The sequence below is a fragment of the Desulfobulbus alkaliphilus genome (assembly GCF_016918545.1).
Taxonomy (GTDB): domain Bacteria; phylum Desulfobacterota; class Desulfobulbia; order Desulfobulbales; family Desulfobulbaceae; genus Desulfobulbus; species Desulfobulbus alkaliphilus.
This window is the reverse complement of the sequence record NZ_JAFFQC010000025.1, coordinates 13,486-27,646: the sequence shown is the minus strand read 5'-3', so window position 1 is coordinate 27,646 and position 14,161 is coordinate 13,486. Positions and strand designations below refer to the sequence as shown.

The 14,161-nt window shown below is 55.4% G+C and carries 10 protein-coding genes; 9 read left to right on the top strand and 1 reads right to left on the bottom strand.

Annotated features, from left to right (window positions below; all coding sequences use genetic code 11):
- Nucleotides 1-312: 312 nt before the first annotated feature.
- Nucleotides 313-1,785, top strand: coding sequence for a succinate-semialdehyde dehydrogenase (locus JWG43_RS12935; RefSeq protein WP_205243360.1), 1,473 nt, complete (start codon nt 313-315; stop codon nt 1,783-1,785).
- A gap of 14 nt (nt 1,786-1,799) precedes the next feature.
- Here the strand turns inward: JWG43_RS12935 and JWG43_RS12930 are convergent, their stop codons facing one another.
- On the bottom strand, nt 1,800-2,552 hold the full coding sequence (locus JWG43_RS12930) for a GTP cyclohydrolase I FolE2 (RefSeq protein ID WP_205243359.1): 753 nt from the start codon (nt 2,550-2,552) through the stop codon (nt 1,800-1,802).
- Between the two features lie 462 nt (nt 2,553-3,014).
- Between JWG43_RS12930 and JWG43_RS12925 the strand changes: the two genes are divergently transcribed.
- The 8 genes from JWG43_RS12925 to JWG43_RS12890 all read left to right on the top strand — a co-directional run bounded on the left by JWG43_RS12925 (nt 3,015) and on the right by JWG43_RS12890 (nt 14,120).
- Nucleotides 3,015-3,395 carry an RNA-binding S4 domain-containing protein gene (locus tag JWG43_RS12925; RefSeq protein ID WP_205243358.1) on the top strand — a complete coding sequence of 127 codons (381 nt, stop codon included), beginning with the start codon at nt 3,015-3,017 and terminating at the stop codon, nt 3,393-3,395.
- 352 nt (nt 3,396-3,747) lie between these two features.
- Nucleotides 3,748-4,380, top strand: a complete 633-nt coding sequence (locus JWG43_RS12920; RefSeq protein WP_205243357.1) for an IMP cyclohydrolase — start codon at nt 3,748-3,750, stop codon at nt 4,378-4,380.
- Nucleotides 4,373-4,948 carry a phosphoribosylglycinamide formyltransferase gene (gene purN, locus JWG43_RS12915; RefSeq protein ID WP_205243386.1) on the top strand — a complete coding sequence of 192 codons (576 nt, stop codon included), beginning with the start codon at nt 4,373-4,375 and terminating at the stop codon, nt 4,946-4,948. Before JWG43_RS12920 ends, purN begins: the two co-directional genes overlap by 8 nt.
- 4 nt (nt 4,949-4,952) lie before the next feature.
- Nucleotides 4,953-5,486, top strand: a complete 534-nt coding sequence (gene pyrR / locus JWG43_RS12910; RefSeq protein WP_205243356.1) for a bifunctional pyr operon transcriptional regulator/uracil phosphoribosyltransferase PyrR — start codon at nt 4,953-4,955, stop codon at nt 5,484-5,486.
- A 133-nt stretch (nt 5,487-5,619) separates the two neighbouring features.
- Entirely contained in the window at nt 5,620-7,080 is a 1,461-nt protein-coding gene (locus tag JWG43_RS12905) for a sensor histidine kinase (RefSeq protein WP_205243355.1), read from the top strand.
- A 91-nt stretch (nt 7,081-7,171) separates the two neighbouring features.
- Nucleotides 7,172-9,454 (top strand): peptidase U32 family protein, encoded by a 2,283-nt coding sequence (locus JWG43_RS12900; RefSeq protein ID WP_205243354.1) that lies wholly within the window; start codon nt 7,172-7,174, stop codon nt 9,452-9,454.
- 419 nt (nt 9,455-9,873) lie between these two features.
- Nucleotides 9,874-11,604: a lipid A export permease/ATP-binding protein MsbA gene (msbA, locus tag JWG43_RS12895; RefSeq protein WP_205243353.1), complete on the top strand. Its 1,731-nt coding sequence runs from the start codon at nt 9,874-9,876 to the stop codon at nt 11,602-11,604.
- A gap of 17 nt (nt 11,605-11,621) precedes the next feature.
- Nucleotides 11,622-14,120, top strand: a complete 2,499-nt coding sequence (locus JWG43_RS12890) for an O-antigen ligase family protein (RefSeq protein ID WP_205243352.1) — start codon at nt 11,622-11,624, stop codon at nt 14,118-14,120.
- Nucleotides 14,121-14,161: the final 41 nt, after the last annotated feature.

Here is a 14,161-nt window from a genome sequence, read left to right as displayed (position 1 = left end):
GTGCCCATCCAGTACCGGCTCTATTCCCCTGACGCTTAAACCCAGACAGCAATCCAGCCTTCACGGATCCAAGAGTTAATGTTCCTCCGGTGCCATTTTTCATCGTTCCCAGTTCATTCCTGCCGCGGCAGTGGTGCCCGAACAGGTCGGCGTAGTGCTGATCAGGGGTGAAAAGAGAAAAAGTCCAGTGTATAATACCCAATTTGTTTTTATGGTACCATAGGCCGGTGGGCAGAGAAAAGAAATTATCGTCTTAGTGGTCGCTCGCGTGGTTTTTCAGGGACGGCCGCTTGTTTGCATAGAGGGTGACTCGTGGAGAAGGAAGCGAATAAAGTGCGGGAGAGTGCCTTGTGGCGTACTCAGTGTTATGCGAACGGCAAGTGGTTTGCTGCCGCGGATGACAAAAGAATAACTGTTCACGACCCCGCCAGCGGCCAGGGAATCGGCACTGTGCCCTCGCTCGGGCCAGGAGAAATAACGGCCGTCATTGAGGCCGCTCAAGCCGCCTGGCCTGCCTGGCGGCGTTTGACCGCCGGGGAGCGCTCCCGGTTGTTACGACGTTGGTACGAACTGCTTCTGATGCATCAGGAGGATCTGGCCATCATCATGACCACGGAACAGGGCAAACCCCTGGCCGAGGCCAGGGAGGAGATTCTTTACGGGGCAGGGTATCTCGAGTGGTTTGCCGAGGAAGGCAAGCGGGTCTATGGGGATACCATTCCCATGGGCCAGCCGGGCAAGCGTATCCTTGTCCTCAAGGAGCCCATAGGTGTCTGTGCTGCCATCACGCCCTGGAATTTCCCTATGGCAATGATCGCCCGCAAAGCGGCTCCCGCTCTGGCTGCCGGTTGTCCGATGATTGTCAAGCCGGCCAGTCAGACACCGTTCTCCGCTCTGGCCCTTGCCTGGCTGGCCGAGCAGGCCGGTATTCCCGCCGGGGTCTTCAACGTGGTCACCGGACCGGCGGCGGAGATTGGCGCTGCATTGACCTCCAGTCCCCTGGTGCGCAAACTCAGTTTTACCGGTTCCACCGAGGTGGGCAAGCTGCTGATGCGTGCCTGCGCGGACACAGTGAAAAAAGTGTCCCTGGAACTCGGCGGCCATGCCCCTTTCATTATTTTTGAAGATGCCGATCTTGATGAGGCTGTGCGGGGTGCGGTGGCCTCCAAATACCGTAACTCGGGGCAGACCTGCGTCTGCGCCAACCGTTTTATTGTCCATGAGCGGATCTATGAGCAGTTTGCCGCCAAGCTGGTCGAGGCGGTGCGGCAGCTCAAGGTTGGCAGCGGGTTTCAGGAAGGCGTACAGCAGGGGCCTCTGATCGACCTTGCCGCGGTTCGTAAGGTGGAGGAGCATATCCACGATGCCGTGACCAGGGGTGCCCGTATCGCCTGTGGAGGCCAGCGGCTGGACCGGCAGGGATATTTCTTCACCCCCACTGTTCTCCTCGACGCCACCGCCGATATGCTGATTGCCCGCGACGAGACCTTTGGGCCGGTGGCGCCGCTCTTTTCCTTTCGGGACGACCGGGAGGCAGTGGCCCTGGCCAATGATACCCCTTTTGGCCTGGCCGCCTATTTCTACAGTCGAGATATCGGCAGAATCTGGCGAACAGCCGAGGCGCTTGAATACGGCATGGTCGGCATCAATACCGGTAGGATGTCTTCCGAGGCGGCTCCATTCGGTGGTATCAAGGAGTCCGGTATCGGCCGCGAAGGCTCCCGGTACGGGATCGAGGAGTATCTGGAGATGAAGTATCTCTGCCTCGGCGGCCTGGAATTGTAGCATTGGCCTGGGTATCAGGTCGGGCGGTTCATTTCCAGATCCCTGCTGTCGACAAAGGCATAGGCGCTATGCTTGTGGATGGATTCAAAACTTTCGACTCCCACTGAAAACCAGGCGATATCCGCATGGCTGAACGCTTTCTGGGCGACTTTTCGCGCTACATCCTCAACAAACATCGGTTGGGCGTAGGCGGCCTCGGTAACATATTTTTCATCCGGTCGTTTGAGCAGGGCGTAGACCTGCGAGGAGCCGCAGCTTTCAACCAGGGAAATGAGGTCTTCCAGCCAGATCAAAGCCAGGGGACGGATGGTCAGGGTGACCTCAGCCCGTTGATTGTGGGCCCCGACGGTGCTGATTTCCTTGGAGCAGGGGCAAAGAGTGGTCAGGGGAACATGGACCGTGAGCAGAGGCTCACCCTCGGTTTCCGAGGAGGCTGTAAAAGTGCACTGATATTCCATCAGGCTGGATGTCCCTGAAACAGGAGCTTTTTTCGCAACGAAATAGGGAAAAGACATGGTGAGGCGGACCTCGCCGGCCTGTAACTGGTCGCGAATCCCGGTGAGCAGGGATGAAAAAAGATCGATATGGAGGTCCGGCGGGATCCGGGCCAGGAGGGACGTCATGATACTGACGCTGGATTCTAGACGATTCCCGGGCATGGACACCAGGAGATTGACCGTGGCTACGGTCTGTTGACAGCCGCCGTTTTTCTCCTGGATACGGACAGGACAGGTATAATTGTCGATGCCAACGGTTTGTACGGACATGGTGCCACGCTCAGGGGGACAAGGTTTCCGTTGCTGAAAGCCTTTTGATGGGGTTTTTTTTGTGTACAGGGCCTTACCCGATTTTTTTGACCTCGGCAACCATTTCGCTGCCGCCTTGTGCCTGGCATTCGCTTTGCCGGTATAGGAGCACGAGCATGACCCTATCCTGAATCCGTGACGGCTGGACTCTTGTTTTAATATATCTTGCTGTACTCATTTTTTAATTGGAGCGGAATCCTTGGCAATACATTTCACCAGCCGCCCTTCGGGGCATCCGTTCGCACGCCATCTTCATTGCCCGTACCCGTCCGATAAAGTGTCCTTTCATCGAACGGCCACGAACAACGAAGCTGACGCACGGACGAACGCTCAGTGCGGATTCAGGCCTATGTTCTTTGTTTGAACGATCCATTGAAATGTGGTATTTTTGTCATGTAAAAAAACGTACGGAATATAGTGGGTATGGAGACAGTGCGGATCGATAAATGGTTGTGGGCCGCCCGGTTTTATAAAACCAGGTCTCTGGCTGTCAAAGCGGTGAGTGGCGGCCACGTCGCCGTCAACGGCCAGAAAATCAAACCGGCGAAAATGGTCCAGCAAGGGGACCTTGTCGTTATCCGCCTGGGGAACTGCGAATATACGGTGCGGGTTCTTGAGGTCAGCGCTCATCGTGGCCCGGCGGTTGTGGCCCGAACCCTGTATGCGGAGACTGAAGAATCCGCCCTGAAACGAGAGCAGGCCAGGGTCGAACGTGCCGCGATGCACCCGGAGGGAAGGCGGCCCGAGCAGCGCCCCGATAAACACCAGCGGCGGAAGATCCGCAAATTTCTGCAAAAAGAATAAGAGGTGTTTATTGCAGGGCCACACCATCGGCAACCCTGGGATCTGGTCCCGCAATCGTTGGCGCCTACCCGCTGTACGGTTCCGCGCATGGTGATTGAAGCAGGAGCTTTGCAGGGGAGACCTGAATCCGTGTGCGTTCGTCCGTGCGTCAGCTTCGTTGTTCGGGGACGTTCGATTAAAGTGCACTTTATCGAACGTTACGGGCAATGAAGATGGCGTGCGGACGGATGCTTCGAAGGGCGGCTGGTGAAAGATATTGTCAAGGGTTCAGCTGCAATTATAATATGCTTACAGCAAGATATAACCGAAACAAGAGTCCAGCCGTCACGGATTCAGGGGAGAGAGAAAAAAGATGAGACGAGTGGAGCGGGCACTGATCAGCCTCACCGATAAATCAGGATGCGAGGCTTTTGCCGGGGCGATGGCCGCCATGGGGATCGAAATCCTTTCCACCGGCGGAACAGCCCGGGTGTTGCGGGCCGGTGGTGTTGCCGTGACCGATGTGGCTCAATTCACCGGATTTCCTGAAATGCTCGACGGGCGAGTGAAAACCCTGCATCCCCTTGTCCATGGAGGTATTCTCAACCAGCGGTCCAATGCCGAGCATCAGCAGCAATGCCGGCAGCATGGTATCAGGCCTATTGATATCGTCGCTGTCAACCTGTATGCTTTTTCCCGAACCGTTGCCGAACCCGGATGCACCCTTGCCGATGCCATCGAACAGGTCGATATCGGTGGGCCGACTCTTTTGAGGGCCGCGGCAAAAAATTTTCATGATGTCACCGTGATTGTCGATCCGGATGATTATCGGCAAGTGCTTGATGAATTGGGTCGTCACGGCAACACGACCCTACCCACCCGTTTCAGGCTGGCATGTAAGGTGTTTGCGATGACCTCCGCGTATGACAGCGAAATCGCTGCCTGGTTGCAAAGCGTTGATCCGGGGACTCACCCTTTTTTTACAGGAGCAGATGAGCATGCGTAAAATGGCGGTGCTGCTTTCAGGAAGCGGCAGGACTCTGGATAACTTTCATGAGCGGATTGTGGCCGGAGATCTGCGGGCCGAGATCCAGGTCGTGGTTGCCAACGTGGCCAATGCGCTTGGCCTTGAAAAAGCAAAACGCTATGGCTACCCCGCATTTTATGCCAGAGATAATGAGGCAATTAATCAAATTCTCGCTGGATATGATCTCAATCTCATCGTCCTGGCCGGCTATCTCAAGTTGTACGCGCCTCCCGAAGCCTTGCGCCGGGCTGTCCTCAATATCCATCCGGCCCTTATTCCCTCTTTTTGCGGTGCAGGCTATTATGGGCATTATGTTCATGAGGCAGTCAAGGCCCGGGGCTGCAAGGTGAGTGGCTGTACCGTCCATTTTGCCAACGAGGAATACGATGCCGGACCGATCGTCCTCCAGCGTTGCGTGGCCCTGGAAGACAGCGACACCCCGGATGAGATCGCTGCCCGGGTTTTTGCGGTGGAATGTGAGGTCTATCCCGAGGCCATCAACCTGGTGGACACCAAGGGCGTTGATTATTTCTGGGACAGGGTGTGAGGCAATGACAGCGCGAACCATCATGGTGGGCAGGGATATTGATCGCAGCCTGGATCGTATCAGCCTGGAGATAGTTGAACGGAATCACGGCGTAACGGAATTATCCATCGTTGGTATTCATACCGGAGGCGTTTTTCTGGCCCAGCGGATCAGGAACCGAATCGAAGAACGGGAGGGAATCGCCCTGCCTTCGGGTAATCTCGATATTACCCTCTATCGCGATGATTGGAGCCTTATCTCCCAGAACCCCATTGTCAAAAAAACCGACATCGGCTTCCTGCTTGAGGATAAACGGGTAGTTCTGGTGGATGATGTTATTTTTACCGGCCGGACCATTCGGGCCGCCATGGATGCCATCATGGATTATGGCCGCCCACTGTCCATTCAACTGGCCGTTCTCATTGATCGTGGTGGCCGCGAGTTGCCGATTCAGCCTGATTATGTCGGTGTGACCCTGGTGCCTGAACCCGGAGAACGGGTTGATGTCCTTCTTAATGAAAAAGAGAATCGTGATGCAGTGATTCTCTCCATGCGTTGACCGTTCCCGAGACAGGAGCGCGGTACACTCCACCAGGACAACCTCGTGATCGGGTACTTGTCCTGTCAAGGTCTGTTCTTGCGCCTACGGTCTCTACGCTGAATCAGAGCAGCATGTCCCGGATTTCCCTTCTATGAGTGAGCCAGTATCCCTTCCTGCCGTTCCTAAGGACCTGGAACCTGTGTGCCGCCGCATTCTTGAGAAAGCGGAGAGTTATGGGCAATACAATTTTTCCCAGGTCCGCAATGATTTCCTCAAAACTTTTTTTGACCTGGCCCAGGAATATGATTCCCTGGATGATTTTTACCGCATCTGCGTGTCCGTGCCCCTGGCCATCGATGGTGTAGCCAGTTCTCTGTACCTCTGTCAGGGGAAGGAAGGGGGGTTGCAACTCGTCTGTTCCAGTGATCGAGGGGTGCTGGCCGAACCCGAATTGCCCCCGCGCTCCATTCAGGTCAGCGAAAACCCCTATGCAATGGGTGGTTCCTATATCATCCCGATTTTCAGCAAGCAGATGTTTCATCAACGGGAGAACAACTGGCGGGATCAGGGGCGGTCCGGGGCAGTATGGAACGAATTAAAAGGTCTGTGTGGTGGTGGGCGTACCCTGGGCATGTTTGAGGTGCGCCGCGAGGGGGGACTTTCCGAGTCGGACAGGTTTTTCTTTGTCAAGTATGCCAACAGGATCGGGTATAATCTTGATAACCGTTTGATCGCTCTGCAGAATATCGATCGATTGAAATTTATCAATACCCTGGTAATCGACATTGAGCACAATATCATTGTGCCCAATATGTATTTCAAGCATCTGTTTAATCAACTCAAAAAGAAAATCGCTCTTATTGATGACCTGAAAGATGAGATGGTGGCAGCCAGGGGACGTGAACAACATCTGGAACAATGTCGCATGTGCTGCATGAAATTGCAGTCCTTGCAGGACGACCTGCTTCGATACTATCAGGAAATAGTCAAGCATCATGCCAACATGAGCCTGTTCATTGAAAGTCTCTTTCGCCGTGAGCATTTTGAACGCGGCCATCTGGTCCTGCATCCGAAACGATGTTTTATCGAAAAAGAGGTGATCATCCCGCAGTTGGAGCATTACATCAGCCGACTCGAAGCCGCCAACATCACCATTGACCGGCCGCGCAATATGCATGAGGAAGAATTTCCTATTTTCGTCGATATCGGCCTGCTTGCCCAGGTGTATGCCAATCTTTTTTCCAACGCCGCCAAGTATACCCGGGAAATCATCGATCATACGGGTCGACCGCGCAAGGCAATGGCCTATGGCCGGGAAATAGTCGAAAATTTTTTTGCAAGCGGACAGAAAGGTATCAAATTCAACGTCTTTACCACTGGGCCCAATATGTCTGAAGAGCAGGGAAACCGCCTCTTTCTCGAGGGGATACGGAACGATGACAATCTTGATTTGCCCGGTACCGGTCATGGGTTGTCGTTCATCCGCCATGTCATTGAAATGCACGGCGGCCGAGTCGGCTATGAACCTACGCCCGAAGGCAATAATTTTTATTTTATCCTGCCGTTGCCGTCTCTTGAATATCCCCTGACCCTCTGCCCTCCGACAGAGTAGGCTTGATCCGATCTCTTCCGCGCTTGCGCTTTCTGTCCGCGGTGTTGTTTCCTTCCGCGTCAAGGCGGTCCGACGTGCCGGAATTTTTTATATGAAAACCACACAGCCTGTCTCTTCTCCTCCTCGAGCACTTCTGGAGCTGCTTGCTCCTGCCGGTACGTTACCTGCATTTGAAGCAGCTCTGCGCGAAGGAGCCGACGCTGTCTATATCGGTGCCCCCGGCTTCAATGCCCGGGCCCTGGCACGGGATTTTTCCCTTGCTGAAATCGCTGCCATGGCCGAATCTGCCAGGGAACAGGGAAAAAAACTCTATGTGGCCATGAACATCCTGGTCAAGGAAAGCGAAGTGCCGGCCGCACTGCGTATTCTGGCCGCCCTGGAGCAGATTCGACCGGACGCGCTTATTGTTCAGGATTTTGGCATTGTTCACCTTGTCCAGCGTTTTTTTCCCGGTCTCAGGCTGCATGCATCGACCCTGATGACTGTCAACAATTCCCTGGGGGCAAACTTCCTGGCCGGGATAGGGTTCAAACGGGTCGTGCTGGCGCGGGAACTCAGCATAGAGGAGATACGGGCCATCCACGCACAAAGCGATATAGCCCTGGAAATTTTCATCCATGGGGCTCTGTGCTTCAGTTACTCAGGTCTGTGTCGTTTTTCCAGCCTGCACGGCGGTAAATCGAGCCTGCGAGGTCAATGCGTCCAGCCCTGCCGTCGCCGCTATGATTGGCTGCCATCCGGGAAAAAAAGGATTGCTGGTCCTTCTTCCGGTAAGGGCGGCGGCTATCTGTTTTCCATGAATGATCTGTGCGGCATTGAACAGCTTGCCGCCATACGGGCAGCGGGTGTGACCAGTCTCAAGGTCGAGGGTCGCCTGAAATCCGTGGAATACGTTCGCCACGTTGCCCGAGCATACCGGCTGGCCCTGGATGCCCTGGATGCCGACCCGAAACAGGGTGGGGAAATGATGATTGCGGCCCGCAGGGCCCTTGATCGGGCCCTGGGACGGAAACAGTCACCAGGCTTCCTGGTGGCCGGTCAGGAGGAAAACCTGATAGTCCCCCGGCTTTCCGGCAGCACCGGAGAGGTGATTGGCAAGGTTACCCGGGTCGAGGAGAAGGGGCGGCCGGGGAAATCGGCAACGCTCGGTCTGCGCGTCCAGTTGCAGCGGGCTGTTGCCCTGGGAGATCGGTTGCGTCTCTACGACCAGCGAACCGGTAATCGGCAGAGTTTCACCCTGCGGAATATGGAGATGCGTGGCAAGAAGGTCGATCAGGGCAGGCCCGGACAGACTGTCCTCATGCTGTCCGCCGGGGACAAGGCCGAGCATCCATCTACCTTCCAGCACGGGGTGCTGTTCCGGGTTGACACCGGCGGGGTCGAAACCTGTTCCAGGGATCTGCAGCGCCGGGTTGCCACGTGTCGTCCGGCGGAGGCGGCACCGGCGAAAATCGAGACCATTTTGACGGCCCTGGCCTTCTCCTCCGAGAAAAAACAACCGGGAAGAGTGCCCAGGGGGCAGGGGACCAGGAAAAAGACCACCGGGCCAAAGGCGAGAACAGGTCAGATTCCATGGTGGGTGCGGCTCGCCAACCTCTCCGCGCTCGGATACCGTTTTCCCTTTGAAGTGTCCGGGGTGGTTATCGAACTCAATGCCGATAACCTGACGCAGTATCGCCCAGGGCAGCGGCATCCACCCCTGATCTGGTCGCTGCCATCGATCATACATCAGAAGCAGCTCCCCTGGTACCGGCAGGCCATTGTTCAGCTACGGGATCAGGGCGCTCATCGCTTTCAGATCAGCCACTTTGCCCAATCTGCCCTGTTTTCCGATGAGCTGGGTTCTTCACCTGACAGAGAACTCGAACTGTATGGGGAGTACTCCTGCAACCTGCTCAACAGCCCGGCCCTGCATACAGCCGCATCCCTGGGCATGGCCGGGGTCCAGTTTTCCATCGAGACCGACAGGGATACCCTGATGGCAGCCCTGGCTCATTATGCCGCCGCAAGCGGCACCGAGGGGCAAAATAGTGGTGGAAGAGTACGCATCGGCTTACTGATCCATGGACGGCCCCCTCTTTTCACAGCCCGGTTCGATGCTCCCCATTTCCAGGGGCATCGGACCCTGGTCAGTTCCCGTAACGAACGTTTTTATCTGGATCGTCGTCCGGACGGTCTCCATGTCCGTTCCCATACCCTTTTTTCCCTGCTACCTTACCTGAATGAACTGTCCCGGGCCGGGCTTGATTATTATGTCCTTGACCTCAGTCAGGGGGGATTGAAACGGGAATGCGCCGAGGTCATCGCCTTGCTCAGCGGTCGTGGTAATCTTCCCGCGTTCTTTTCCGGGAACTATGGTGGCATCCTGGCGTAAAACAGGGTAAAGGAAGGACCCGGAGGATCTGGATTCTCACACCTGCCAACGGGGGCATCCGTCACCCGGAGAACACTCATACGCTGAACCTCCGAAGGGGCGGCCGGTGAAGGTTATCATCAAGGATTCAGCTGCAATTATAATTTGATTACAGTAAGATATGTCAAAAACAAGTGTCCTGCCGTCACGGACTCAGGGGAATGAAACCCTGCACCTCAAGCAAAGGCATCGTAGTCAAATCCGGTCTCTGGACCGTTGAGCAGCATTCCATCAACGGCCGGTCAGACTGTCGTGCATGGAATGACTCCAGTCCTGCGGTCTGGGTATCCATATACGAAACGCTGGTCAACGGTTCCGGTTCCCGGGATATGCTGCCTTTTCCTTGCACCCGGTGAACACTGATTTTTTTCTTCTTGGGCATGAACAACAACGAACTCTACCCGAAGCTGATAGCTGTTCTCCGGCCGTATAAGTCGAGATTGCTGATCGCCATGGTCGCCATGATGGTGGTCGGTGGTTTCAACGCCCTCCAGGCTTATATGGTCAAGCCCTTACTGGACGAGATTTTTTTCAATCAGAACGCGCGCTGGCTGTATCTGTTGCCCCTGGCCTTATTGCTGGTCTTTTTTGTCAAGGGTGTCTTTTATTTTATCTATTCCTACATCCTGGAAAAAGTCGGGCAGAGTGTCATCCGCGATCTGCGCAACAGAATCTACGCCCATCTCAACGATCTACCGTTGACTTTTTTCCATAAAAATCCGACGGGTGAGTTGATTTCAAGAATCATCAACGATGTCAGTCTGCTGCAGGGAGCGGTTTCCCATGCCCTCATTCGCCTGATCCGAGATTTTTTTACGGTCATCGGCCTGCTTGGGGTCATTTTTTACATGGACTGGCGTCTGGCCTTCATCTCCGTGGTATTCATTCCCATGGCGGCGGTGTCCATCGTTGTTTTCGGGAAAAAGTTCAGAACATTAAGTACCAGTTATCAGACTCAGATCGGCGAGGCGACCAGTCAACTGCACGAAACCATCGCCGGAGTCCGCATCGTCAAGGCCTTCTGCACCGAGGGGTACGAAAAAAAGAGATTCGCCGGCAAGATGCAGAACATAATGGATACCCTCATGACCGAGGCGCGATACCGTTGTCTTGCCCATCCACTGGTGGAATTTCTTGGCGGCATCGGCATGGCCCTGATCATCTGGTTCGGCGGCTATCAGGTCCTGCAGGGCAACTCCACCCCGGGAACCTTTATGGCCTTTCTCACCGCGCTGATCATGCTGTACGAACCAGTGAAAGGTGTGAGCCGTCTCAATGCCACCATCCAGCAGGGAGTGGCCTCGGCAACCCGGATTTTTGCCTTGCTTGATATCCGTCCCGATATCCGGGAGGCTACTGATGCCATCGAGATGCAGTCGTTTTGCCGCGATATCGTTCTCGATAAGGTCAGTTTCAGCTATGAATCCGGAAAACCTGTCCTCAACAGTATCAATCTGCAGGTCAATCGAGGTGAAATCCTGGCCCTGGTGGGGCCGAGCGGCAGCGGCAAGACAACCCTGGCCAATCTGATCCCCCGGTTTTATGAGATCAGCGCCGGGACCCTGTGCATTGACGGAGTCGATATCCGCCAGCTCTCCTTGGCATCCCTGCGCCAGCAATTGGCCCTGGTCACGCAACAGACCATTCTTTTCAACGATACGGTTCGCAACAATATTGCCTATGGCCGCAATGATTGCCCTGAAGAGAACATAATCGCCGCGGCCCGGGCTGCGTATGCCTGGGATTTCATCCAGGCCTTGCCTTATGGGCTTGACACGGTCATCGGTGAATCCGGGGCGAGGCTTTCCGGAGGACAGCAGCAGCGAATTTCCATTGCCAGGGCCCTGCTTAAGGATGCCCCGATATTGATTCTCGATGAAGCGACATCCTCCCTGGATACGGAATCGGAACGGGAAGTGCAGCATGCCCTGGAAAATCTGATGCAGAACCGAACCACCATTGTCATTGCCCACCGGCTGTCAACAATTAAAAATGCCGACCGGATCGTTGTCCTCAAGGATGGTCACCTGGTGGAGGAGGGAACCCATGATGAACTGCTCGCCCGCAATGGTGAATACAGTGCCCTCTACCAGCTGCAATTTGCTGATTGAATGGTGAGGATGCGGCAATGAACCTGTTGCAAACCCGGGTGGGCCAAATCAACTTCTGGCTGCCGATGCTGCTGGCCTTCTGCCTGCCTCTGTCGACTTCGGCGGTGACCATCCTGGCTCTGCTCATGGTGCTCCTGTGGCTGATTGAAGGTCGATTCCGGGAAAAATGGCAGGAAATCAGCACCAGTCCGACCTGCATGGTTGTTGCCGCCTATTTCGGCGCCCTGCTGCTCGGATTGTTTTGGAGCAACGACCCCCAGGCGGGTTTGGACGTCATCCGTAATCAGTGGAAAATCCTTCTTCTGCCGATTTTCCTGACCACTCTTCGCTGGGAGCATCGCTGGTGGTATATTGCCGGTTTCATCGCCGGGGTCAGCGCCAAAATGGGGTCAACCTACCTGGTCTGGTTCGACCTGGTGCGGTATGCTGATGTCACCCCGCAGCATCTCACCCGGAAAACCTTTCATGTGGTGTATAACCCCATGCTCGCCCTGGCAACCTATCTGCTTGTCCACCAGATATTGTGGGGCGGGCTCAGCAGGGGGTGGCGCTGGCTGCTGTCGATCCTTGCCGCTTTGATGGTCCTGAATATGTTCATCACCGAAGGACGGGCTGGACAACTGGTTTTCTTTGTTCTTCTCGGTCTGCTGCTCATGCAGTGTTTCCAAAAACACAGGCTGAGAGCATTTCTGCTAAGCCTGGTTCTGCCGGTGCTGGTCTTTGTTGCAGGCTATCAGGTCAGCCCGGTCTTCCATGACCGCATGGAACAGGCCCGCCAGGAGATTGCCGACTTTAAACACAATCCCGAAACCTCCGTTGGCCTACGGCTGCTGTATTGGCAGAATTCGGCCAGGATCATGACCCAGTCCCCCTGGTTCGGGGTCGGAACCGGTGGTTTTGACAGTGCCTATGCGGCCGTCAACCAGCAGTGGTCGCCCGGAATGCCCGCCACCGACAATCCCCATAATCAGTATATCCTGGTCACCGTCCAACTGGGTTTCCTGGGGTTGTTGACCCTGCTGGCCCTTTTTGGGGTACCCGTGGTCCAGTCCTGGCGGGAAGCAGATGGCTGGCAGCGGATCCGCCTGGCCTTTCCGGTCTTCTTCCTGACCATCATGATGAGCGAGTCTTATCTGATCGTCTTTGAAACCGCATTTCTTTTTTCCCTGTTCGGCGCTGTTCTCGCTAAACGCCCGGGTACTCAAGGATCGGCCACCGCAGGCAATGCCGGTCCGGGTCAGGAAAGATGCTGGCTGATTCTTTCCTATCGGGCCAATATGGCCGGCTCCGCCTGTTCGCAGCATATCGATGATCGCCTGCCTTTCCTGGAGCAGCAGGGGATCAGGCCCATTCTGCTCACCGGACCGGTGGGCGAACGGTTCCGCCGATATCCGCATTATCGTACCTGGTCGCTGGCGCCATCGGGAATCCGCTTTGAACTCCGCCATTTGCTTCGCAAACATCTGCACAAGCGCTGGCAGTTCAAACTGGTTGAGACGATTGTCCTGTTGCCGGTTTTCCCTTTCTATCTGCTTGAAAAGATAGTGATCAATCTGGAGAGCGAGTGGTCCTGGTTTGCCGCTGCCGCTGCCCGCGGCCTGCTGTTAAATCGTCGCTACAGGATCGAGGCGATCTACTCGACCGGTGGTTCGGCTTCCGCCCATGCTGCCGCTCTGATCATCCATCGCTTTTCCCCAAAACCCTGGCTCGCCGAGACCCAGGATCCCCTGGTGCACGATCAGCAATGGCGACGCAGCCGGGTGGTGCTCCGTCTCTATCAATGGCTGGAGAGACGGATTGCCGCCTCCTGCACCGCTTTTATCTTTCCGACCAGCGCGGCCATGGAAAATGCCCGGCGACGAGTGGGGGAGCCCTTTCCCGGCGTGGTCATCCTGCCCGGATCATCTCCCGCCCTGTTCGGGCCGGTGCAGTATGCAAAAGGAGCATGCTGCCATTTTGCCCATTTCGGCTCCTTGGCCGGTACGCGTAATCTGCAGGTTTTTTTTCAGGCCCTTGATCTGCTGCTGCAGAATGATCCTGGCCTGCGGTCGAGAATCCGTGTTGACCTCTATGGATCATGCGATCAACTCTCCACCGTGGACATGCATCGATACGGCTTGGAGTCACTGGTGACGTATTTTGGCCTGATTGACAGGGAAAAGGCCCTCGAAGCGATGCAGTACGCCGATTGTCTGCTGTTGATTCAGGATATCACTTTTTTTTCCACGGAAACCATCCCATCCAAAGTCTATGAATATCTGCTCAGCGGCCGCCCCATACTCGGTTTAATTCATGAAAACAATGAGTTGACTGAAATGTTGGCGACCCGATCTCATTTTGTGGCTGCAGCCGATGATCCCCATGCGGTGCAACAAAGGTTGGCGGAGATTCTTCATCTGTATCTGTACACCGATTTCACCTGGCACAGCGGTGCCGGTACCTATAGAATAGACACCGCTGTGCAGAAATTGATCGCCCTGGTCCCAGCGGAGGAGAGGCAACTGCCTGACGAGTGATCCCAATGGCAGCCTGCAGAAGATATGTTGTCTGTGTTGTC

Bases quoted from the DNA above. Each gene is read 5' to 3' on its own strand.
- JWG43_RS12930 (WP_205243359.1), bottom strand. From the start codon at position 2,552: ATGTCCGTACAAACCGTTGGCATCGACAATTATACCTGTCCTGTCCGT.
- JWG43_RS12900 (WP_205243354.1), top strand. From the start codon at position 7,172: ATGAAAACCACACAGCCTGTCTCTTCTCCTCCTCGAGCACTTCTGGAG.
- JWG43_RS12920 (WP_205243357.1), top strand. From the start codon at position 3,748: ATGAGACGAGTGGAGCGGGCACTGATCAGCCTCACCGATAAATCAGGA.
- purN (WP_205243386.1), top strand. From the start codon at position 4,373: ATGCGTAAAATGGCGGTGCTGCTTTCAGGAAGCGGCAGGACTCTGGAT.
- pyrR (WP_205243356.1), top strand. From the start codon at position 4,953: ATGACAGCGCGAACCATCATGGTGGGCAGGGATATTGATCGCAGCCTG.
- JWG43_RS12925 (WP_205243358.1), top strand. From the start codon at position 3,015: ATGGAGACAGTGCGGATCGATAAATGGTTGTGGGCCGCCCGGTTTTAT.
- JWG43_RS12905 (WP_205243355.1), top strand. From the start codon at position 5,620: ATGAGTGAGCCAGTATCCCTTCCTGCCGTTCCTAAGGACCTGGAACCT.
- JWG43_RS12890 (WP_205243352.1), top strand. From the start codon at position 11,622: ATGAACCTGTTGCAAACCCGGGTGGGCCAAATCAACTTCTGGCTGCCG.
- msbA (WP_205243353.1), top strand. From the start codon at position 9,874: ATGAACAACAACGAACTCTACCCGAAGCTGATAGCTGTTCTCCGGCCG.